19 protein-coding genes, 1 tRNA gene and 2 pseudogenes are annotated in these 23,635 nt (G+C 35.3%); 14 read left to right on the plus strand and 8 right to left on the minus strand.

Annotated elements, in window-relative coordinates:
* Positions 1–45 precede the first annotated feature (45 nt).
* From ACQ76T_RS03510 to ACQ76T_RS03520, 3 genes are all read right to left on the minus strand, one after another.
* Positions 46–879: a sigma-70 family RNA polymerase sigma factor gene (locus ACQ76T_RS03510; RefSeq protein WP_431341960.1), complete on the minus strand. Its 834-nt coding sequence runs from the start codon at positions 877–879 to the stop codon at positions 46–48.
* A gap of 72 nt (positions 880–951) precedes the next feature.
* Positions 952–1,665: a hypothetical protein gene (locus tag ACQ76T_RS03515; RefSeq protein WP_431341961.1), complete on the minus strand. Its 714-nt coding sequence runs from the start codon at positions 1,663–1,665 to the stop codon at positions 952–954.
* 135 nt (positions 1,666–1,800) lie between these two features.
* Entirely contained in the window at positions 1,801–2,682 is an 882-nt protein-coding gene (locus ACQ76T_RS03520) for a cupin-like domain-containing protein (protein ID WP_422691857.1), read from the minus strand.
* Between the two features lie 235 nt (positions 2,683–2,917).
* Between ACQ76T_RS03520 and ACQ76T_RS03525 the strand changes: the two genes are divergently transcribed.
* From ACQ76T_RS03525 to ACQ76T_RS03565, 9 genes are all read left to right on the plus strand, one after another.
* Positions 2,918–4,219: an Ig-like domain-containing protein gene (locus ACQ76T_RS03525; RefSeq protein ID WP_431341962.1), complete on the plus strand. Its 1,302-nt coding sequence runs from the start codon at positions 2,918–2,920 to the stop codon at positions 4,217–4,219.
* 36 nt (positions 4,220–4,255) lie between these two features.
* Entirely contained in the window at positions 4,256–6,823 is a 2,568-nt protein-coding gene (locus ACQ76T_RS03530) for a M1 family aminopeptidase (RefSeq protein ID WP_431341963.1), read from the plus strand.
* 233 nt (positions 6,824–7,056) lie between these two features.
* Positions 7,057–7,968, plus strand: a complete 912-nt coding sequence (locus ACQ76T_RS03535) for a hypothetical protein (RefSeq protein WP_431341964.1) — start codon at positions 7,057–7,059, stop codon at positions 7,966–7,968.
* A complete protein-coding gene (locus tag ACQ76T_RS03540) occupies positions 7,955–8,590 on the plus strand; it encodes an ABC transporter ATP-binding protein (RefSeq protein WP_431341965.1) in 636 nt (211 codons plus the stop codon). The genes ACQ76T_RS03535 and ACQ76T_RS03540 overlap by 14 nt, the downstream gene beginning before the upstream one ends.
* 155 nt (positions 8,591–8,745) lie before the next feature.
* On the plus strand, positions 8,746–9,111 hold the full coding sequence (locus ACQ76T_RS03545; protein WP_431341966.1) for a winged helix-turn-helix transcriptional regulator: 366 nt from the start codon (positions 8,746–8,748) through the stop codon (positions 9,109–9,111).
* A gap of 124 nt (positions 9,112–9,235) precedes the next feature.
* Positions 9,236–10,234: an MsnO8 family LLM class oxidoreductase gene (locus tag ACQ76T_RS03550; RefSeq protein ID WP_431341967.1), complete on the plus strand. Its 999-nt coding sequence runs from the start codon at positions 9,236–9,238 to the stop codon at positions 10,232–10,234.
* 78 nt (positions 10,235–10,312) lie between these two features.
* On the plus strand, positions 10,313–10,864 hold the full coding sequence (locus ACQ76T_RS03555; RefSeq protein WP_431341968.1) for an AAA family ATPase: 552 nt from the start codon (positions 10,313–10,315) through the stop codon (positions 10,862–10,864).
* A gap of 151 nt (positions 10,865–11,015) precedes the next feature.
* Positions 11,016–11,573 carry a DUF6624 domain-containing protein gene (locus ACQ76T_RS03560; RefSeq protein WP_431341969.1) on the plus strand — a complete coding sequence of 186 codons (558 nt, stop codon included), beginning with the start codon at positions 11,016–11,018 and terminating at the stop codon, positions 11,571–11,573.
* 138 nt (positions 11,574–11,711) lie between these two features.
* Positions 11,712–12,626 carry a hypothetical protein gene (locus tag ACQ76T_RS03565; RefSeq protein ID WP_431341970.1) on the plus strand — a complete coding sequence of 305 codons (915 nt, stop codon included), beginning with the start codon at positions 11,712–11,714 and terminating at the stop codon, positions 12,624–12,626.
* A gap of 22 nt (positions 12,627–12,648) precedes the next feature.
* On the opposite strand, the gene ACQ76T_RS03570 is transcribed toward ACQ76T_RS03565, so the two are convergent.
* Positions 12,649–13,791 (minus strand): tetratricopeptide repeat protein, encoded by a 1,143-nt coding sequence (locus ACQ76T_RS03570; RefSeq protein ID WP_431341971.1) that lies wholly within the window; start codon positions 13,789–13,791, stop codon positions 12,649–12,651.
* Positions 13,792–13,971: 180 nt separating this feature from the next.
* On the opposite strand from ACQ76T_RS03570, the gene ACQ76T_RS03575 reads away from it, so the two are divergent.
* The 3 genes from ACQ76T_RS03575 to ACQ76T_RS03585 all read left to right on the plus strand — a co-directional run bounded on the left by ACQ76T_RS03575 (position 13,972) and on the right by ACQ76T_RS03585 (position 16,580).
* Complete coding sequence (locus ACQ76T_RS03575; protein WP_431341972.1) at positions 13,972–14,475, plus strand: DinB family protein; 504 nt, start codon at positions 13,972–13,974, stop codon at positions 14,473–14,475.
* A gap of 68 nt (positions 14,476–14,543) precedes the next feature.
* On the plus strand, positions 14,544–16,319 hold the full coding sequence (locus tag ACQ76T_RS03580; protein ID WP_431341973.1) for a S41 family peptidase: 1,776 nt from the start codon (positions 14,544–14,546) through the stop codon (positions 16,317–16,319).
* A gap of 173 nt (positions 16,320–16,492) precedes the next feature.
* Positions 16,493–16,580, plus strand: a tRNA-Ser gene (locus ACQ76T_RS03585).
* Positions 16,581–16,709: 129 nt separating this feature from the next.
* On the opposite strand, the pseudogene ACQ76T_RS03590 reads toward ACQ76T_RS03585, so the two are convergent.
* A pseudogene (locus tag ACQ76T_RS03590) lies at positions 16,710–17,555 on the minus strand (ISAon1 family transposase).
* A 117-nt stretch (positions 17,556–17,672) separates the two neighbouring features.
* On the minus strand, positions 17,673–18,026 hold the full coding sequence (locus tag ACQ76T_RS03595) for an ISAon1 family transposase N-terminal region protein (RefSeq protein WP_431341974.1): 354 nt from the start codon (positions 18,024–18,026) through the stop codon (positions 17,673–17,675).
* 202 nt (positions 18,027–18,228) lie between these two features.
* Between ACQ76T_RS03595 and ACQ76T_RS03600 the strand changes: the two are divergent.
* A pseudogene (locus ACQ76T_RS03600) lies at positions 18,229–18,294 on the plus strand (hypothetical protein); the annotation flags it as partial.
* Positions 18,295–18,306: 12 nt separating this feature from the next.
* Entirely contained in the window at positions 18,307–18,966 is a 660-nt protein-coding gene (locus ACQ76T_RS03605; RefSeq protein WP_431341975.1) for a site-specific integrase, read from the plus strand.
* Between the two features lie 380 nt (positions 18,967–19,346).
* Here ACQ76T_RS03605 and ACQ76T_RS03610 read toward each other — a convergent pair whose 3' ends face one another.
* Both ACQ76T_RS03610 and ACQ76T_RS03615 read right to left on the minus strand, forming a co-directional pair.
* Positions 19,347–21,167, minus strand: coding sequence for a UvrD-helicase domain-containing protein (locus ACQ76T_RS03610; protein WP_431341976.1), 1,821 nt, complete (start codon positions 21,165–21,167; stop codon positions 19,347–19,349).
* Positions 21,160–23,163: an ATP-dependent nuclease gene (locus ACQ76T_RS03615; RefSeq protein ID WP_431341977.1), complete on the minus strand. Its 2,004-nt coding sequence runs from the start codon at positions 23,161–23,163 to the stop codon at positions 21,160–21,162. The genes ACQ76T_RS03610 and ACQ76T_RS03615 overlap by 8 nt, the downstream gene beginning before the upstream one ends.
* Positions 23,164–23,635 lie beyond the last annotated feature (472 nt).

The following is a 23,635-nucleotide window of genomic DNA, read 5'->3' on the forward strand; positions in this document are numbered from 1 at the left end:
ACTTTTTTTTCTTTAAAGACACACCGCTTTTCGGGAATGTGACAATTATTGTAGTCTTTTTAATTTTTCGGGATCTACAATAGAATAGATTTCACGGATAAATCCGTGAGAATCAATATCCAGGATGTGACAATTGTAAATGCGATCTTCACGCCAGAAACAAATGGCAGGCTGATGATTAAAGATATGAAAAGTATAAGGCTTATTGCCAAGAAACTGTTGCTGTACATAGGAAAGAAGTTGTGCCGTTGCCGATTTTCCTACTTCTACCGCTTTGACTACGCGAATACGTTTTCCGCCATCTGCTGAAAGTTTTATATCATCAATCAAAAGCTTTTCAATATTAATGATATTTCCTTCACTTAATGCCAACTGATACTTCTGCAGGATATCCGTACCGGAAGCGGGATCTATATTGTCCGGCTTATATTGTATATTTTCTAATTGTTTGGCGGCCCGGCTCAATAGCTTTCGTGAATTTTCTGCTGAAATTTCAAGAGTTTCGGCAATTTCCTGATGAGAGTAGTCGAATGCCTGTTTAAGAATGTATACGGCGCGTTCCCTTGCATTCAGCTTTTCTAAAAGAACCAGCAGCGTATAACGGGCAGTTTGTTCTTTGATGAGTTTATTTTCTGCATTTTCAAAAGAAAGTGGCTCGGGAAGCCATTCTCCGTAGACCATCTTTTTGGTGTGTCTGTTTTTGAAATTGATTGCGTGATTAATGGTGCTTTTTATCAAAAAATTAGTTTCATTTCTAATTTCAGATTTATCTAAAGAAATATATTTTTCTATTACATCCTGTACCAGATCTTGTGAGTCTTCATAAGATCCTGTGATATTATAAGCATAGGTGAGCAGCCTTTTGTAACTTTCCTGCATGATATTTCTTTTTAAGACAAATTGAGTAAAGAAAATGTGACAAAAAATAGTAAGTGATTTATAAATTCCATTTTAAACAAACCCTCTGGCATAGTAAATCTGTATAACGAAAAAAAGTAAAGTGAAGAACCACACGACATAAGGATGATAGCGAAAATTTTCTTTCAGAATGTAGTGCAGTGCTTTAAATAATTTCACCAAACCAATAAGCCCAATAATAATAAATACAACAAAAACCAGAAAGAAGATATCATCTTTTGCTCCATAGGTTTGTAGTGTTTCGATATGTTTTAGATAAGATAATACGTCAATAGTCTGTCCCAGAAACATGGTAGAAAGTATTAATATAAAGAATGGAGTAGAAGTGTATACTGTAGTATAAATAAAGGAAAACAACAGGGTTCGGAAAGTTGTACTGTTAACTTTTTCTTTTTTATACCCTAATAAAAGCACACTGAATAATACCGCAGTAGAATTGTTGATCAAAAAGATAAATAATGCTTTTTCTACCATACTCAGCCCTTTGATCTTGGAGATAAAGCTCTGTTGGCCGCTGTAATCCATCAAAAGAACAGAGATAATCACGGAAGTATACACCGAAAGTTTGATTGGAGACAGATAATCCCTAAAGCGTTCTGTTTCCTCCTTTTCCATTTCATTGATAGAAAAATCATAACAACGGTGTGGCTCCTGAAACAATTTAAAAATAGTTACGGGAACCAGCAGTATTTCAATAATGATCTGCAGGCAAAGCTTCTCAAAGCTGTCAATCAGTTTTTCGAACATACATAGTGTATTAAGAGAGCGGGTTCACTATGCAATTTAAATAAAATTTAGATGCATATGTTTATGCAAATGAGAAACTTAAAAAAAATGTCCTGTCATAATAAGACAGGACACTTGATTTGTTTGCTTGTTTTTTTATTTGGGAAGTCCCTTTTTCAGTGCAATATTCGCTCTTTCAACGGCTTTTCTTTCCTTCCAGTCCATATATCTTTTTTTGTATCTGCCTTTCATGAAGTTGTCAAAATTACGTTGAACAGTCAGGTTCCAAAGAGAATGTGCTTTTACAGCCCAGCTTTTGTCCCATGCACGAAGAGAAATAGAGAACGATCCGTCCAGATATTTCATCCAGTGCCACCAGCCTGTTGGCATGAAAAGGGTATCTCCATGTTCAAGGAAGCATTCAATACCTTCAATACCATCCAGTGCCGGGAATTTTTCAAAATCCGGATTGGCAATATCATAATCTTCTAATGCATAAGTGGCATAAGGAAGTTTGTAAAGACGCGTTTTCCACTTGTATTCGAAAAGAAGGACGTGCTTTCTTCCGTTAAAATGAGTATGGAAGATATGAGGCATATCAATATCATAATGAAGGAAGGTTACAGAACCTTTTCCTCCAAAAAACATACTTGGATATTTATCTAAAAATCCTCCCATAAGATTTTTGGGTGGCACATAATCTTCCAATAACTTCGGAGCAAATTTAATAGGGTCGAAAAAGAAAATTCTCAAGTCTGTAGGCTCCTTTTGGATAAGGTCTACATAATCTTTGAACTTCATTTTCGTAGTCGGAGTATTGATGGGAGCTGCAGGATCGGCTTTCGCACTATCATATAAAGGAACCTCCACATCGCCTACCACCTCTTTCATGTACTCCATTGTCCATTTTTGATACGCAGGCCACTTTCTAGCCATATTCTTGATTACCACTGGCTTGCATGGCTTTAGATATTTTTCACGGAAGTCTTCTTGTGAAATATCATCTACAACATCAATTGGTTTAAGGACTATTCCCATTCGTTTAAATTATTAAGCTAAAGTATTAAATATTTATGAAAATTAATAGATAGAATTTAAATTATTTGGAACTAATATAAATAATTGAAAAAATGGGTTATTTTATCAATATTATATACCAATATAAGGTGGTTTTTTAAGCTTTATAAAATGAATAACAATAATATTTTCACGGAAAAATAAAATTTGTACACAAGTATATTTCTGTGTATACTTGCTGAGCCTAAAAAAAACCATGAAAAGAATTACTTCCTTTATTTTCGCACTTGCATTTGCAGGAGTGCACGCACAGAATTCAAATACCATATTTACTTCAGATATTGATAATTTCTGGAATGCCTATGACCAGATTAAAAAAACTGACGATTTTTCTAAAAAGCTCAACCTGATCAACGAATTGTATATCAGTAAAGGAACAAAAGGACTTAAGACCTTTATGGAGGTAAGAGAATATTCGGATACTGTTTTTGTAAGAATCATAGATGAATATCCAAAGTTCTGGAATTCCATCAGACCCAATACGCTGAAGGTAAAAGAGAAAATGGGTGAGCTCAATAAATCTGTTGCAAGATTAAAGGAAATTTATCCCCAACTGAAAGATGCTGAAATGTATTTTACGGTTGGAGGTCTTAATTCGGGTGGAACGGTGAGCAAAAATATGGTATTGGTAGGTACTGAAATTGCAACGGGAACCCCCGATACTGATGTTTCTGAATTTAAAGGAGGATGGCTTAAAGGAGTGTTTGCCGATCAATCACTGGATAATATTGTCTCTTTAAATATTCACGAATATATCCATACTCAGCAAAACGGAAGAAGCAAAAGAATTTTGAACCATAGTATAAAGGAAGGATCGTGTGATTTTATTACCGAATTGGTGATGCAGAAACCTCTTCGTACCAAATATTTATCTTACGGAACGGCTCATGCAGACCAGCTTAAAGCTTTATTTAAAAATGATATGTTCAGTACCAATTCTACCAACTGGTTATATAATGGAAGAAAAAGACCTGATGCCGCAGATCTAGGCTACTATATAGGATATGAGATCTGTAAATCCTATTATCAGAATGCTAAGGACAAAAAACAGGCAATAAAAGACATTATTGAACTGAATTATAATGACGATAATGCTGTAGAAGATTTTCTGGCCCGATCAAAATTTTTTAAAGAAAAAATAAACAAAGAAAAGCTGCTTAAAGAGTACGAAAAAAATCTGCTTTATGTAGTGAAAACAAATCCTGCAGTGGGTTCAGAAGCAGTGAGTCCTGATACTAAGGAAATAAAAATTACCTTTTCAAAAGAAATTGTGCCCGATCATTATTCCATAGAAACTTCAGCAAAAGGAAAAGAAAGCTTTCCGCTTGCCAAGGTCATAGGATTGGAAAATAATAATACCACATTGGTTTTGGGAATGGATCTTCAACCCAATAAAACCTATGAGTTTGTTCTGTCAAACAAGAAATTTGAATCTAAAGATGGCTATCCTTTGAAAGACGAGAAGTTTCTGGTGACATTTAAAACGTCGGAAAAATAGGACGCTTATTCCTGATCCAATGCTTATATTTGATCTATGAAAACAGGTGTATTAGCATTATCTTTTGTTATTTTCAGCAGCGGTTATTTTGCGCAGACAAAATTTCAGACGAAGATAGAATCCGGGGTGTCATATGAACTGGCTCAATGGAGAAAGAGCACATTAAGTGATATTAAGTATGATCTCAATCTGAAAATCCCCGAAAGCAAAACCGATAGGATCTCAGGAGCAGAAATCGTTTCTTTTCAATATAAAAAGAAGAGCAATTCTCCTTTAGCTTTAGATTTTAAAGAAGAAACCACTTCGCTGATCTCTGTGTCGGTGAATGGGCAGACCATAAAACCTGTTTTTGAAAACGAGCATATTATCATTGATGCTCAATATCTGAATTCAGGATTTAATCAGATTCATTTTAATTTTCTTGCGGGAAATGCTGCATTGAACAGACGTGATGGTTATTTGTATACCTTATTTGTTCCGGACCGCGCACGAACCATGTTTCCGTGCTTTGACCAGCCCAACCTGAAGGCAAAATATACTTTATCATTAACAATTCCTGAAAAATGGAATGCTATTGCGAATGGAAAACTTAAAAATACAAAGACAGAAAAAGGAACCAAAGTGCTGGATTTTGAAGAATCGGACCTGATTCCAACCTATCTTTTTTCTTTTGCCGCAGGAGATTTTAAAGCTTTCACAGAGAAAATTGATAAGCAGGATTCTAAAATTCTGTATCGGGAAACAGATTCCGTCAAAATTAAAAATAGCATGGATTCTATTTTTTCACTCTACAGAAATTCTCTGAACTATTTTGAAAAATGGACTCATATTCCGCATCCTTTCCAAAAACATGGAATGGTGGCTGTACCTGATTTTCAGTTTGGAGGAATGGAACATCCCGGAGCTATTTTATTTCAGAACTCTACCTTGTTTTTGGATCAAAATGCAACCCAGAATCAGTTGAATAACCGTTCCAATCTTATTGCTCATGAAGTTGCCCATCTTTGGTTTGGTGATATGGTGACCATGGATTGGTTCAATGATGTATGGATGAAGGAGGTTTTTGCCAATTTTATGGCTGATAAAAGTACGGGTGCTTCTTCTGATAAAAGTGTTTATAATCTGAAATTTTTAACGACACATTTTCCCGCGGCCTATTCTGTAGACCGTACTCTGGGAGCCAATCCGATTCGGCAGATTTTGGATAATCTTCAGAATGCAGGGATGATGTATGGCCCTATCATTTACAACAAAGCTCCTGTTATGATGCGTCAGCTGGAGCTTTTAATTGGTGAGGAAGATTTCAAAAAGGGAATTGGAGAATATCTTAAAAAATATGCGTACAGCAACGCAACATGGCCGGATTTGATCGATATTCTGGATCAACATACCCAACAGGATCTAAAGGCCTGGAATAAAGTCTGGGTGAATGATCCCGGAAGACCTGTCATTAATTATAATGCTCACTATAATGGTGATAAAATAGAAAGTTTCACCATTTCTCAGCATCCGGAATATGGAAAAGAACAGAAAATATGGCCACAGGAGTTTGAACTCAGCTTATTTTATCCCAATAACAGGATCGAAAAAGTGAATGTAAAACTATTGAAAAACGAGCAGGAAATCTCTGCATTGAAAGGGAAAGCAAGACCACTTTTTGTGCTGCAGAATTCATCAGGAATTGGTTATGGAGTTTTCAATACCGATGCAGCGATGATGTCTGATTTTTCTGTGGTAAAAGATCCTATCAATAGGGCGAGTGCTTACATATCTTTATATGAAAATATGTTGGGAGGTTCAGGAACATCACCTCAGGAACTCTTGATTTTTTTTACCGGACAGCTTCAAAAAGAAACGACAGAGCTTAATTTACGACTAATCACGGGTTATATTTCTACGATATACTGGGATTTTTTATCCGAAAATAATAGATTGAAAATATCCGAAAACATAGAAAATACAATCTGGAATGCCTTACCCAGTCAATCCTCCAAAAATAATAAGAAAATTTTATTCGACTGTTACCAGGGTATTTTTCAAACCCGCCGGGCGTATGATAACTTGCATACTATCTGGAAATCCCAGACTCCGCCACAGGGTGTATCGCTTAATGATGATGATTTTACAAATCTTGCCCTTGCGTTGTCACTTAGAAATGCAGACAACCGTGATCTGCTACAGGAACAGCTGACGAGAATCAAAAACCCAGATCGTATCAACCGTTTTAAAATTATTATGAAAGCAGCTTCTTCAGATCAGGAGATCAGAGATGTATTTTTCAAAGGGCTTTCAGAAAAGCGGAACAGATCCAATGAATCGGCTGTTGGAGCAGCACTAGGCTATCTGCATCATCCTTTGAGGCAAAAGACTTCTATAACTTACCTTCCCAAATCTTTGGAACTTTTACAGGAAATTCAAAAGACCGGAGATATTTTCTTCCCGGATAATTGGTTGCGTTCTACATTCGGTACCTATCAAAATTCAGAAGCTTTGGAAATGGTTAAGAAGTTTTTAGATCAAAACCCCAATTATAATTCGATCCTGAAGAATAAAATCCTACAGGCAACGGATAATCTGAAACGAGCTCAGGTATTAGTCAAGTAAAATAGAAATAGTTTGTATTGAGACATTCTAAAATAGATTGACATAAAATTAGACAGTATTTAATCCGAAGAAGTATGTATTTTCTTCGGATTTTTTATACACTTTATCGGGAGTTTGCTTATTAAGACTTAGGTGGGACTTTTTGTATGTCATAAAAACTGTTAAATAAAACCGTGTTTTTTTCAAATAGAGTTCCAATTTCATATCTTGTCAAAGCGAACATAGTAACCCTTTTGAAAAAATTAATCAACCATTTAAAATTCAGACTTCATCAGAGTTTTAGACTCTTAAACCTGAATCCGAGAGCAAGTATTCCGGCTTTGGCTTTTTTTATTGCTTTAATCATGATAAAATTGCCGGAGAAATACTATTACCCGCCTATATTTTTTATCCTTACACTCTTGTTTCACTACGAAAGAAAAGATATTCCTTTTCTTAGGAAAGTATTTGTAAATAGGTGGCGATGGATTATCGTTTTGGAGGCGTTTTTCATCTACACTATTTTGCTGCTGGGAAATATAAATTATACATTTGATGAAGTAGGTTTTGGATGTTATATTTTGATTGTATTATTGGCTTTTATCACTCCAAAAAACAATCCTTGGAAGGCATTACAATGGAACTTCATCCCCAATGATCTGTTTGAGTGGAAAAGTTTTTTGAGGAAAAATACGTGGGTGGGCATTTTGGGGCTCATTGTTGTTATGGCTTCTGCCTATACCCCCGCTACATTGATCTTTGTGGGATTGTTTATTCTTGATTCTATATCACATATTTACGAACCTAACGAAAATAAAGAAATGCTGACTATGTATTTCAAAAAGTATCGTTTAAAAGAAAAAATCAGAAGGAATTCTCTGTTTTTTAATCTTATTCTTTTACCTGCTTATTGTATATTCCTGATCCTGAATCCTGCCGAAAGTTTCTATCTCCTGTATTATTTTGTATTTATGAATCTATACTTTCTGATGATTCTTACCAGAAAATACGGACAGTACCATTACAAAGAAAAAAATAATTATTTCAATATGGGAGTTTATATAGAATACTCTATATGCAGTATGACGATCCTCCCAGCAGTATTTTTACTCAGAAAAAATATAAAAGACGCTACCCAAAACATCAAGACCTATGTTGGAGATTAAAAATATAAATGTTGATTTTAAAAATCAAAAAGTTTTAAACAACCTGAATTTATCTATAGAAGAAGGATGTATATTGGGAATACTTGGTAAAAACGGAGCAGGGAAGACTACTTTGTTTGAATCCCTTTATAAAAGTGTTCCGTTTTCAGGGGAGATCAGCTGGAAAAACGAACGATTGCAAAGGAAAATGATTTCCTATCTGGAAACAGAAAATTATTTCTATCCCTACATTACCGGAGAAGAGTATCTGTCCTATTTTGCTTCAGAGAAAGAGGCGGAAGTTGCCAAAATTATTGAAAAGTTCAATATTCCCTTAAAAAAATATGTACAGTACTATTCCAGTGGAATGAAGAAAAAACTGGCCCTTATTGGGATGCTGATGTTGGATAAACCTATTAATATCCTGGATGAACCTTTCAACGGAGTAGATTTTGAAGGGGTACATATTCTGTATGATATTATCCGCGAGCTGAAATCGGAAAACAAAATTGTGATCATCAGTTCTCATATTATTGAAACCCTTTTTCATACCTGCGATAAAATAGCCTTTCTACAGAATGGTGCCATTGAAAAAATATACAACAAGGAAGAATTCAGTCAGTTAAGTACACTTAAATTTTAATAAGAAAAAGATCACAGTGGTACTCCAATTATCCCGAATTCAGCACATAAAGGCTTTTGTTTCTATTGATGATTTTTTTGCAAATTTGCAAAACGAGCTATTAGAAAAGTATATACTTACATTTTAGAAAGTGTTCAAACAAAAAAACAGTTCTTATGCCTCAGTTTTTTCATGATAAAAGACTTTATTACACCCCTATAGAATTCGCTTTAAGTCACATTGGCGGAACGTGGAAAATGCCCATTTTGTGGAGATTGCAGGAAAAACCACTTCGCTTCAGTGAACTGAAAAAAGACATCCCGCACATTACAGATAAAATGCTCACCAGCCAGCTTCGTGAGTTGGAAAGCAAAGAGATGATTCATCGTGAAGTATATCCCGTTGTTCCTCCAAAAGTGGAATACAGTCTGACGGAAAAAGGCAAGAAATCTATTCCGGTAATTGAAACTATTATGAACTTCGGCTACGATCTCATACAAGATGAAGGAATCGTTTTTCCACCAAAGGAAGATCAGAAATAATTGAAGAGCTACCTTTGTTATTGTATTTTCCAATCTTTACATCAGATGATTTGAGTTAAGAATATTTTCGGACGGTTCTTTTTTTTCATAATTTCACATTACCTGAATATAAATTAGTCTCAATATGATGAAGTTGAAATTAGGAATACTGGACCAATCGCCGATCGCAATGGGGAGTGATGCAGAAACAGCATTGAATAACAGTATTCAGCTTGCTTTATTCGCAGAAGAAATGGGATTTCATAGTCTTATGTACTCTGAACACCATGGAGTAGAAGCATATGGAAGCTCCAGCCCGGAATTGCTGTCTGCCATTGTTCTTGGCAAAACAAAACACATAAAAGTAGGTACGGCCGGTATTATGATGAGGAATTATTCTGCTTATAAAATTGCAGAATGGACAAAAATGTTGGGGACTGTGTATCCCGGACGTTTTATTCTCGGATTGGGAAAAGCACCAGGAGGTTTAAAAGATGCGGTGATGGCGCTCAATAACCATAAGTTAACTGTTCTCTCCAATCAGGAAACCAAACTGGAAGAAGCCATTCAGTTTTTAAAAGAAGAAAAAGGGGTGTATGAGGGACTTGTTGCTCAGCCAACGCATGTAAAGATTCTACCGGAAATTTTTTGGCTGGGTTCCGGGATAACTTCTGCTAAGGAAGCCGCAAAACATGGCATAGGATATTCTTTTGCCGCTTTTATGAATAGTGAAGCAGGCATAGAAAATACAGAAACATACTTGAAAGAATTTGATTCTGACCAATACAGTTCCCAACCCACATTACAGATTGCAGTAGCCGTTTCTGTCGCAGATACTGTGGAGCAGGCAAAACGTAATGCGTATGGAATGGCCTATCAGTTTCTACAGTCGAGACAACTGGTGAGCCCAGATGTTCTCCTTCCTCCTGAAAAGGTTGAAGAAAAGATTTTGGGAACTCAAGAGGAAGAGGATTTTTTTACTGTTCTCAACAGGATTATTATGGGAACTCCTGATACTATTTATGGAGAAATTCAGCAGATTGCAGAGCAGTATAATACAGATGATATCCTGATATTATGTAATATGTATAAGGAACAAGACAGGATCAATACGTACAGAAATATCATTATTCAAAATAAATAACGCATATCATTATTAAGAAATAAGGGCAAATTCTTGTTGAGGTGAGGCTGTGCGTATTCGAACCATTATGTAACCCCAATGAAAAAATTATGCATTATTACCGGTGGTCCTGGAGCCGGGAAAACAACACTGCTCAATGAACTGCATCATCGTGGATGTGTAACTGTTCCAGAAGAAGGCCGCAGGATCATCAAAGAACAAATAGCCATTCACGGAGAAGGATTACCATGGAAAAATAAAGAATATTTTGCAGAATTAATGTTTGATGCTTCTGTGAAAACATTTCAAAATATGAGAGATTCTTCATTTCCGGAAATCGTATTTTTTGATCGTGGAATTGTAGATACTTTAGGATATCTCAATCTTGAAAATATTCCCATTCCCAATGAAATGAAAGTAAAAGCCGAAGAAATGATGTATCATAAAAATGTTTTTATTCTCCCACCATGGAAGTCTATTTATAGAAATGACGAGGAAAGAAAACAAACATTTGAAGTCGCACAATCTACTTTCAGCCATATTAAAAGGATCTATCAGGGATATGGTTATAATCTTGTGGAAGTTCCTAAAGCAGAAGTTAAAGAAAGAGCAGATTTTATTCTTGATTTTATCCGGACGGAAGTTTTTTGAATCAAATGTTTTTGTAATTTGGATCACTGAAAAATGAATTGGAGGATATCGCTGGGTCCAATTTGATGGTAATATGCAAAAGAAAGGTCATCAGTTGTTATTATAGGCAGACTTTGTAGAATCATGCAACTATCTTTAAAAAACTATAAAAATGAACGATAGACTGGCCCAGGAATTAATGAAACTTGCCAACTACGATCTGGAAGTAAGAGAAAAGCTTTCACTCGAAGGAAAACTTTCAGGAGGTTATCATCCCGATATGGAAAAAGTTCATAAAAATAATGCGCAGCGGCTGCGTGAGATGATAAAAGAGATAGGATTTCCTACCATTTCAAAAGTTGGTGATAAGGCAAGTGATGCCGCCTGGTTGATTATTCAGCATTCTATTGGAGAACCGGATTTTATGAAACAGTGTTATGAAATGATGAATGAGAACAGAAGTGATATTAATCTTAAAAATATTGCTTATCTGTATGATCGTATTCAGGTATTTCAAAGCAGGCCGCAAAAGTATGGAACGCAGCTTATTCCAGAAGGAATTTATCCTGTTCAAAACAAAGAGAACCTTAATAAGGAAAGGGAAGCTGTGCACCTTCCTCCCTTGTCTTCTGAAAAAATGAGTAGAATCCTTTCCCCGGAAAATATTCCCGAAATAGATGCAAAGGATGAAGGATATACGATATGGAGAAAAAAAGTAGGCTGGGTATAAATGATCCCTATGCTGTACTCGTTCGTGGCTCACTGTCAATATAAATTCGAAAATAAGACAGTAAATACAGTTTTTTCGTTTTAAAAACAATATCTCTGCTGAATTATTGTTATTGAGTAAGCAGAAAAACAATACCCTATGAAAACCAGATATTTTACTTTATTATTGGGCATATTATGTGCTAAATTATTCGCACAGGCTCCGGAGAAAATTACATTTAAAGATACTCAAAATCATTATTTAAAAATGGTTCCAAAAGGAAAACCAGAGGGAATTCTCATTATCCTTCCAGGAGGAGGAGAAACAGGGGAGTCTGTTATGAATCAGGTTAACCTCGATGATCTTGCATTGGAGAAAAACCTGATTGTTTTGTTTCCAACATGGGAAGATAGCGATTTTGGATTTCATATTGAACAGAAATTTCTGGACAGAATCGTGAAAGACACCGTAGAAAAGCATAAAGTTTCTAAAGATAAAATCTCTATGGGAGGGCTTTCCGGTGGTGGAATGCTGGCTTTTACTTATGCAGAAAGAGCTCTGAGAGACAACAACACTTACTTCGTCCCCAACTCAATATTCGCTCTTGATGTTCCTTTAGATTATGAAAACATCTATTACAGGATGCAAAGGGATATTGAAAGGAATTATTCTGATGTGGCAACCAACGAAGCCAAATATTTTACCGAAGAAATGGTGGCAGCGATAGGTACTCCCGATAAAAACAGAGAACAATATATCAAGGAATCTATGTTTTCCTATCGTGAAAAAGATGGTGGAAATGCTAAATACTTGCTCAATACCCCGATGCTTATTTATACAGAACCCGGCATTCTCTGGCAGATTGAAAACAGAGGACGGGATATCTATGATCTTAACTGTGTAGATATTACAGCAATGATCAATTTATTAAGATTAAAAGGACATAAAAATGCAGACCTTGTCATTACCAATGACCGGGGAATCCGCCCGAATGGCATGCGCCATCCTCACTCATGGAGCATTATGGATTCCCAGGAATGCCTGAACTGGATTTTGAAACACATGAAAGCATAATCTTTAAATCTGCCAGAGACTGTTATTTGATTGCTGCTAAAGTGGTTATTCTTTGTTTGGCATATTCAATCTGTTGCTTTTCTTTTTCCTGATCAGGTTTATTTTTAAGATACATCTGATAGGAATTGACTGCATTTTTGGTCTGTTTTAGATTAAGATCATAAAGCAGGGCCATCCGGTAGTAAATTATGTTGTTTTGAGAAAAGGTGAGTCCTCTTTTATAAGCAGTCAGTGCATCATTGTATTGATTTTTATCCTCGTAAATGCCGGCCAACGCAGCATAATAAAGGGGGGTATGGTCTGAAATAGCTTCATCAATCGTTTTCTGGGCGTATAGGGCTGCTTTGTCATAATCTTTCAGTTCCCGGTAGCTCAGCGCCATATAATATAAAGTTCCTTCATTCTGAATTCCCAGATCTTCCAGGATTTTATACATATTAATGCATTTTTGGTAATCTTTTACATAAAAATAAGCCTGCCCTATATCATTGATTATATTGGGATCCGCATTTATTTTCAGGAGCTTTTCACCAATTTCAATGACTTCCAGATATTTTCCCAGCAGATTGGATATGGGAAGTTGAGCCTGCTGCAGTATGAAATTTTCAGGATCAGCTGAAATGGCTGTTTTGAGTACGCCATATGCTGTTTGATACTGTTTCAGTTCACGGTAAACTTGGGACAGATCATAAGCAACATCAGGATCAGTGGCTTTTAAGGTATTTGCTTTTTTGAGATACTTTAATTTTGCTTCGGAATTGTCTTCATAACCGGCCAGCTGTTTATAAGCGTTGAAATTCAAACTGTCCAGCCCAATGATCTGTTGAAGGTAAGATTTTGCTTTGGATGCGTTTCCCCGTCTGGAATTAATACTTGTCAGACTGAACAGCGTAGATATATGATCAGGTTGTAGGGCGTTGATTTTCAGGTAGCTTTTTTCTGCTTCAGGAAGTTTTCCTGCCATCATATTACAGTAGGCAATTTGGCTTAACGCTTTTATGTCCTGTGTATTTTCAGTATAAAAACTCTGCAGATAACGGGCCGCATCATCATAGCGCTGATTCTCATAATATTCAAGGAGTTTTTCTGTATCAATCTTGGCAGACTGGGCGTGTATGTTCTGATAGCTCAATACTGCCGTACACAAGCAAATCCAAATTTTCATCAGTATTATTTTTTTAACTAAAATATCAGATTTTTCATACGTTTCCAAATTTAATACTCCCTTATATGTGATTTTTAAACAATTTGAAGAATTTGTATTGAAAATGCGAATGTTCTATTCGGTATTTCTTATATTCACTTCAACAAAAACTGAGTGTTAATTTGATTAATAGTAAAACAAATGGAAATTAAAACGGTGAAATCATTCCTCGATTATTATGAAAAGATCAGAGAAAGAACAAACAGAATTATAGAAGTAGTTCCCCCGGAGCATCTCGATTTTTCCTATAAACCTGGGAAATTTACCATTGGAGATCAGATCAGGCATATTGCAGCTATTGAACGGTATATGTATGGTGAAACAATTTCAGGGAGAAAGAGCGCTTATCAAGGGTGCGGAAAAGAACTGGCTGACGGATATGAAAATACGGTGAAATTTTTTAATGAAATGCACAGACAAACGCTGGAAATCATCAGTAATCTATCCGATGAAGATCTTACCCGTAAATGTTTAACACCCGCTAACAGCCAAATTTCAATCTGGAAATGGCTCAGAGCGATGATAGAACACGAAATTCATCACAGAGCAGAAATATATATTTACCTGAATTTGCTGGATGTAAAAACACCTCAAATCTATGGGTTTTCAGCAGAAGAAGTACAGGAGATGAGTGTAAAAATGTAACGTTAAAAAAAATAGAGGAATTCCGCCTACCAGGCTTAATTTGTATATTAGCGATATAAAAAACGACAATGACCAAACCCTTTATTATTCCTCTTTTATTCCTTGTCAATTCTGCATACGCACAAACCAATACTGAGCTGAAACCGGGAGATACCCTGAAATATTCTCCCCGTTCTGCTCAACCCGCCTGGATTGCTGTTCAGTCCGGTGATGCCAATCTGTCGGTATCTTTATTCATGGACGGGAAAAAGGTAAAGGAACAGGATGATTCCCGAGGAATAAAAAGTGTGGAAAGATTATATTTTACTCCGGAAAAAGGCAGAAAATATGAACTGAAGGTCTGGGCTAAGTCCTATCTTGAAAAAAGTAAACCTGCTCAAGTTTCGATTGTTGAGTCTAAGAATATTCAGGTTCTGAAAGATCAGTTTACCCCAGACCAGTTTTTGGAAGATCTTCATGTTTTCCGCTCTATAAGAGAAAAAGCTAATTCCGGATTGTATGTTTACAGAAACAAAAAACAGATCGACAGCATTTACCAACAGGCAGAAATTGAAGCCCGAAACTGTAAAACTATCTTTGATTTTTACAAAGTAATCGCTAAGTTAACTGGCTTTGAAGGGAGTTGCCACAATTATACGGATCTTCCCAATCACGCGTCTTATTATCTTACCCAGAAACAGGAATATCTGCCTGTTACATTGAAAAATATAGACGGACGTCTGCTGCAGGATTCAAAAGAGGTTGCAGTGCCTCTTGGTGCACAGGTGTTGTCAATTAACGGAATTTCTGCGAAAGAAATGATCACCCGTTTTTCCCAATATTATTTTTCTGATGGATTTTCCGCGACTTATAAAGAAACAACAGGATTTGAGAGGGGAATGCTGGATAAGTTTTATATCGAATTTGGAACTCATAAAAATTATGTAATCAGTTATCGCTGGAATGGAAAAGTAAATGAAATTTCCTTACCGGGAATATCATTAGACAGGGTGAAAAAACTTCAGGAATCACGTCATTCACTTTCCTTCGACAAAAAACTTTTGTCAGAAAAATATAGCTTTACTAAAGAAGGAGAGGGCATGTACCGTTTGTCAGTTAGAGGATTTGATTTTGCAACAGGTAAAGAGGATCCTGCATACAAAAAGTTTAGTATTTTTCTTGATGAAATGATCAATACTCTGGAAAAAGAAAACGGTAAAAACCTGATTGTTGATTTGAGAGGAAATACGGGTGGAACAGGAGCTCTTTATGAAAGAGTATTTTCCTCTCTTTCATCAAGACCTTTTCGCGACAGTCAATATGCTTATACCAACTTCAATGAAGTTCCGATGGAAGAAAAACTCATCATCACGCCACTATTTCTTTCCAATGGGGTAACAGATAAAAAAGGTTTGAATACCTATTTAAGAGATCTCTATCCTAAAGATATTCAAGGAAAATATTACTGGGCGGATGATAAAAACCCTTCAATTCTTCCTAATGAAAAAACATTTAAAGGCCAGCTTTATCTTTTGGTAGATCAACGGGTAGCTTCAGCAGCTTCCCATCTTGCTTCTCTTATTAAATCGTATACCAATGCTGTTGTCATAGGTAAAGAAACGGTGGGTGGATATTACGAGCATAACGGACACCTTCCTTTGGTGTATGAGCTTCCAAATACCGGAATACAGACTGGTTTCTCAATTGTTCATGTTATTCAGGATGCACAAAATCTTCCGGATCAGAAAAAAGGGCAAGGGGTGATTCCTCATGTTGAGGTTCATCAGACCGATCAGGAATTTTTAGATCAAACTGATGTTTATTTGAAAAAAGTATGGGAACTCCAGAAGTCATCGGTAATGTAAAACAAGCTGTAGTTTGCAGTAAATCAAATATCTATTTTGAATATTTCCTTTTGTATACAATAGAAATTCTCATTGAATAAAAATAAATTTAAATTTTATTAAAAATATTTTGCCAGTATTAGAAAACTTTCTATATTTGCACCACTGAAAACAACGGTGCAGCCGGAGTTTAAGGAGAGTTGGCAGAGTGGTCGATTGCGGCAGTCTTGAAAACTGTTGACTGTAACAGGTCCGGGGGTTCGAATCCCTCACTCTCCGCCAGTTGGGAAACCAAAATAAGCTAAAACGCTGTAAACATCAATGTTTACAGCGTTTTTTGTTTTAGCACTAGTATCAAAAAAAATCAAAATAGGTCACTATTCATATGGGATCAGGTTCAAAAGTTGGGGGCTAAGCAAAAAGTTTGGTTAATCTGAATAGAAAAAATGTTCTGTCTTTCACGCCTCTGAGCTGCATCCTGAAGTTTTTAATTTTAGCATTGAAAGATTCAGCCGCTGCATTAGTGCTTCTTTTATCAAAATAATTTAGAATATCTCTGTAATGTTGCATTATAGTCTTTCTTAAAGTGGAAAAAGAGGTAAAATCTGCTTCTTCCACATTTTTAAATCAATGAGCTAGTTTAGTCATAGCTACAGATTTTGTAATGTGCTGATTATAGATTTTTCTTAAGCTGTCAGTTAGCCAATACGCTTTTTCCAGGTCAGGATAGTGAGTAAAAAGGATGGAAGCTCTTTGTCTCTGGGACAGCGTCCATTTCTCCCGGCTCTTGTAAAGCAAATATCTGCTTCTTGCCAAAAGCTGTTTCCGGGAATCTCCATTTTCAAAAACTTCTGCCTTTAGAATTTGATCTCCATAGGCTTTTACAAGAGCATTATTTTCCATTTCAATGGCTTCCCAACGATGTTTGATCCTGATTTCCTGAAGGGCTTCCAGGGCAAGTTTTTGAACATGAAAGCGGTCGATCACCTGGGCAGCACAAGGAAAGCATGTTTTGGCAATACGCTTCATGGAACCTGCCATATCCAGGCTAATCTCATTCACCTTCATACGAAGTCTTCTGCTGATTTTTAAAAGATGGGCAATGACAAAATCACTCTGAGTCCCTTTTATAATTGCAACAATACTTCCTTTTCTCCCTTTGGCTCTTTTGGAGGTAAGAACCGTATAAAGTTCTCCATCAGAAAGTGCTACTTCATCCAGAGATAGAGATTCTGAAAGATTTTCAGGATAAATGATCCAGTCCTTTGCGTGAGATTTTTGCCCCCAGCTATGATATTAGGTTATTCTTGTATTGTCTCTGAAAAGTCTTGCCTTTGATACCGAAAAATTCGGATATAACTTTTAGAAAGAGCTTTAGTATCGGCTAATTTTTTTTAAGAAACCTGCAAAGTCCTTGGTCATGCGTGTTCCTTTGGCTACAACGCCCCAATCTCTCTGTAGGATTTCACCTGAGTGCTTATCAGTCCATCTTCTTCTTTTCACATGTAATTTGACAATTTTACCTCTTAATGGATAATCATCTACAATAATTTCAGGCAGAAAACCTTTAGACTCTAATAATCTATCTTGTAATTCATCAGGAATGCTGCTTTTTTCTTCAAAATAAATATGAAGTTCACCATTATGATCCTGGAATTTGATGATATCAAAGTGCTCAACTAAAAATTCCGGAAGTAATAATTTAAGAAGTTCGTGATCGCTTACCATAATACAAAGATACACCAACTAAACAGTTCCCCCCAACTTTTGAGACTGATCCTCTTTCAGAAGCATAATGACAAAATGGAGGCCTTGGTAGGTTACGATTTTGCCCCCGGTACATTGGAGCGTTACAAGACATCTTTAAAAAGTTTGTGATATTGATATCACGGAAATTGATCATGGTTTTATCAGTGATTATGACTTCTGGCTGCGCAGTGTAAGAAAATGTGGAAATAATACGGCTGTGAAATACCTCAAAAATTTTAAAAAAATCATCCGATTATGTATGGCACATGGATGGCTCACCAAAGATCCTTTTCTAGGTTATAAAGCAAAGATCAAAGCTGTGGAACGGCATTATCTTATTAAAGAAGAAATTCAGAGTATCTACGAAAAGGAATTTGTATCAGATCGGTTGACGCAGGTCAGGGATATTTTTCTATTCAGTTGTTATACCGGATTAGCTTATGTGGATGTCAAGCAATTATCAAAATCAAACCTCAATATCGGAATTGATGGTGACCAATGGATTTTTACCCATCGTCAAAAGACCGATACCTCAACGAGAATTCCTCTATTACCTGTAGCTCAGGAGCTAGTATTAAAATATGAGAACCATCCGCAGTGCGTAAATTCAGATTCCCTGTTTCCTGTTCTGAGTAACCAGAAAATGAATTCTTACCTCAAAGAAATTGCGAGTGTTTGTGGTATTAATAAAGATTTAACGTTCCATATTGCAAGACACACATTTGCCACTACTGTTACTTTGTCTAATGGTGTCCCAATTGAAAGTGTAAGTAAAATGCTGGGACATACGAGTATCAAAACTACACAGCATTATGCAAAAATATTAGATAAGAAAGTGAGCCAGGATATGTTGAGTCTACGAAGTAAACTTCAAGAAGAAAAAAATAAGCGCCTTTATAATTGTTCAAATGCTAAGTAGAATAGTTGTTTTTAAAGTAAAGTGTAGAACTATTCCTGTCAAGGGACCTTGACGAGCGTATCTTCAAACACTTTTATAGATGATTTGGTTCGTTTGAGCCAAATTAAAAAAGAACTACAAAATTCATTTTTATCAAATAAACTCTTTTAGTTTTTGTTTATGGCAATTTAATTCTAAAAATTAATTTACAAGCAGCAATGGAATAGTTAGTCTTAAGTTGGCTTCAACTGTCCTTTACTTTTTAATAAAGATTTAATTAAGTAATAGTATGATTTTAGTAGATAGTTAGATTGGAAAATATAGTCTGGTAGGTTCAAATATATTGTTGTCTATTTTATTCTTCTGTTCCTAAATGATACATGTTACTCATTCTTAGTTGCTTAAGTCATAGATTTTAAAACATTGAATTTGGAGGTCCAGAGGTCAACATCATCTTCGGGGACAGCTAATTGGAGTACTTTTCTTGGTCTTGTCATCCCAACATAGATAATTCTCAATTCTTCCTGTTCCTTTTCGCTGAGAGCAGTTTTATCTTTTTTGAGCATAGTATCGTAATTAAAACCTGATTTTTTGGATAGTAGAATTAGAACTGCATCAAAAGATCGTCCTTTAACCGAGTGAATTGTACCATGATAAAATTCAAATGGCTGAACATTCGTATCTGTTTCACCAAAATACTCTGAAATTAAATCTTGCCCAGTTCCAGTCTTGATGACGAGTGGTTTTTTCAAATTACGATTTGCTTCCTCTATCCATGCTGAAATAGTTTTGTCTTTTGTTGCTGGTAGTTTATCCATAACCTGATGAATTCCTTTCCGATATGTCATGAATCCTTTTTCATTAATTATCGTTTGAACGTACTCATTATTAGCAATAAGACTGTTTGTGTCATTTTGTCTTTTGTACTCTATCAACCCCCTTTCCATGAGTCTGTAACCTTTTATAAAAAGCCCTGAATCATATAAGAACTTACCTCTAATAATTGTTTTTACAAAGAGATTTTTAGATTCCCAGCAGTCCATACTATTGTCATAATTAACAGGAGTTAATCCGAGAAAATTCACTTTTGCTTTGCCACGATATAACACTGCAACATTTTTTTGTGATATTTCAATGCCATTCTCTGTACATTGCCTTAAGAAAGTTTCTAAAACACTGTTGAAAGAAGCTATACTTTCCTCAATGGTGACTACGGTAGGATCTTTTTGGGATGCTTTCTTCTCTTTCAAGTATCCATTAATGGAAGGTTCAACGGTGAAATCCAGGATCCCTGGAGTTATTGCTATTGTTGAATTAAATGATGACAGATATCTGGTAAAATCACATATTAACTGGGAACTTCTTCTGTTCTCAATCAATTCAATTTTGTTCCATGCAAGATACTTTTGGTCAAAAAGATGGGGCTTGGCATTGTTCCATTCAAAAATAGCTTGATCTCTGTCACCAATCAACATAATGTTTTCAGCTCCTTTTGAATTAAAAATATCGATTATTGCCATTAAAATTTCATCAGTATCCTGAGCCTCGTCAATTATAAAATATTCAAATTTCTTTGCTATAGACTCAGCTATTTTCGGATACTTTATTAATATTTTTAAGGACAGGTAATTAGCATCCGCTTGAATTGCATAGCCCTTTTTGAAAAACTCTAATTTTGAGTTAATAATGTTTTGAATATTACCATTGATAGCACCTGAGTTGTTATAATATTTCCACTCAAAATGAAAGGATTGGGCAGGTGCACGTTGAATTAATTTATCGTTTATATCGAAAGTTGTTTTATCAAAATATTGAGCGTAATCTTGAGGATATTTTTTGATGCTCCACGTAGAATGTGGTTCACCAACCAGTTCTGGCCGATTGGGACATTCCATAATTAAATGTCCAAAAGGCAGGAAAATGAATTGATTGATGAAGCTATCTAAGGTTCCTATAAAATGAGGATGGCTAATTCCATTCAGTGAGAAGTTATGCGATAGTTTTTCTCTGATTTCATCAACGGCAACGTTCGTAAATGATAATGCGGCGATTCCTTTTTTGCTAAAGTGATTTTTAGACAATAATAATGCAATTCTCGATGCAACAGAATAAGTTTTACCACTACCCGGGCATGCTCGAACAACACAAAGCCCCTTATCAAATTGAGCAATTTGCTTTTGTTCCTCAGATAAATTAGATAAAATCTCAGCTTCCTTATCCATCTATCAACCAAGTTATTCCATCAATAATATATTGAGGAGCTACAAACCCATTCCAATCGGGTTCAAACTCAATATTGTACGCAATTTGCTGAGCCAATTCAGATTTATCCTTAAAATTATTTAAGAGAATAAGAATCTCTCTTGCACGTTCTTCTTTCGAATGAGTTGAATTCAAGAATGTCGTACCAGTATGCATAGAGGCATAGAGATTCGATATGAGATTAATATTGTTTCCAGAAATCATTAATTCATATTCAAAAGTAATCTCAGCAGTTACTGTTTTGAGATTGTTTTTTTCAAACCCAGTGGCTTTGATTGCTCTTGCTGACGGATTGTTTATTTTAGCTTCTATTTGAGCTCTAATAAAAGTCATTTTTGTCTCCAACCCCAGAATCTCCATTTCAGAAAGGTTCGCACCAAGTACAATTCTATTAGTTGAATCTAATAAATCGAGAGTTTGAAGATGCTTAATAATTGCTTTAGAAGTAATTTTATCTATTCCTTCTTCGATAGATTGGAAATCAATTGCTGATATAATTCCTCTGTCGTCGTCTGTAACAATAAGACATCTTGTAGCAAGCCGATTATCCTCATCATCTGGATTATATAGTTTGGCAAAAGGTTCGAACGCAACCCCGTCAATATTGACTAATTCAATGCCATTTTTTTCGATACTATATTTTCCAGGCGGTGCCATTCTCTTTGAAAGAATAGGAAGTAAGAGTGCTTCAGAAATTCCTTCGACTAATATGGTTCCATTTGAAAAGAATAATTGTGATTTAGTGACATCGAGAAACTTTCCCAGATAACTAGTGTTCTTAGGTTCTAAATTTATATTTTTTACACTAACCACTTTTACTTCATGATTTAGATTTTGAAGAACATGAAGATTTTGGATAGATGTTTTGGCAGTTATTGTAGGTGAATGACATGTCATAAATATTTGAACTCCAAAATCCTTTAATTCATTGAGATAAGTAAAGAATGTATTTTGTCTTTGAGGATGAAGATGTGCTTCAGGTTCCTCAATAAGCATTGCATAATAATGCTCTTTCTTTTCTATCCTTCTATTTTCAATATCGCCAAAAACTGTTGCAGAAAAAATTATGTTGTTTTCTCCCAATCCATTTTGAGATATATCAAAATATCTTTGTTTAGTCAAGTCCGCAGCAATAATGGAATCTGAGTAAATCTGTTTACTAGTTACAACTCCTTTGACGATATTATTATACTTGAAGTTAGTCAGCCCAATTTTAACTTTTGGGTTCTTGTTTGCTATATCAGATTTCTCCAAATGCTTGTTTACTAAATTTTCTCCTGATTTAATTAAACCAGACCACTCGTCATCATTCACTACATTTTCAAGTTTTGTAGCTAGAGCAACTTTATGGTCATCGTCTAGGATTTGGTCAATTATTGATGGATTACCTTCTACGATTTGGGTCTTTGAATATTTCGACATTTCTCTGAATAGAGAAGATACTTTATTGTCTTTTGAATAAGGGCGAAGCTCATATTCAGCATTTCTCAATGGGGCTAAATAAGTATAATACAACAACTGTAGCTCATTTGAATCTAGTGTACTTGATTCACCTCCCCAATGTGACCATTTTAAACGTTTTCCATTTGCATTAGGCTCTAGCCAATAGGTTAAATTTAATCTTAAGTCGACTTCTTCCGGAATATCGGGATTTTGCCATAACAAACTAGTAAAGTACTGACGGTCTTCTGCACATTCAATTTCAAAGATTAACTGAAATTCAATTGGCTCCAATATGTAATCTGGGTTAGATGTATCTAAATAGAAATCCTCATCATTTTTTATCCCAATTTCTCTGATTTGACTTCCTAAACCTAAACAAATTCTCAAAGCATCAATAATTGCGGTTTTTCCAGCGTTGTTAGGACCAATAATGACATTTACTTCTTTGTTGAAAGATATATTTAGTTCCTTTATAGAACGAAATCTTTTGATTGATAGGTGCTTGATATACATTTAATAGGGTAGTGTTTAATGAAATGGATATTTCTTTTTCTTTGTAAATAATCTGATTTCAATAGTTTGTTGTTTGATATTATATTTAATTATTGTATTTAATCAATAAAATGTTGAAAAAGGGGCATCAGCAATAAGTTTTATTCCTAAGGAAAATTTAGTTATATCCCTACATTCCATCAAAGACTTAATTACCAAATCGTTTGGCAGTACTTGATTTTTTGTAGGTCTAATTCTAACGCGATTTGTTTCTACACCTAAAAAGCTTTCGCATTCTAGATTCCTAATAATTAACATGATTACTCTTCAATGGTTATTATCTAAAATTATAATTATTTTTTGAAATAGAATTATTCTTATGCATGAAAATTTTACGTTTAATGTAAATGATAACAGTAATTTCTAAAATGTGTTTTTTTGCTAAACTCTTTATTTGAATAAAAAGAGTTTGGTGATTAATATTGTTCTTTTA

Origin of the sequence: Chryseobacterium sp. JK1, assembly GCF_050632815.1 — a bacterium.
In the GTDB taxonomy this organism is placed as follows: Bacteria; Bacteroidota; Bacteroidia; order Flavobacteriales; family Weeksellaceae; genus Chryseobacterium.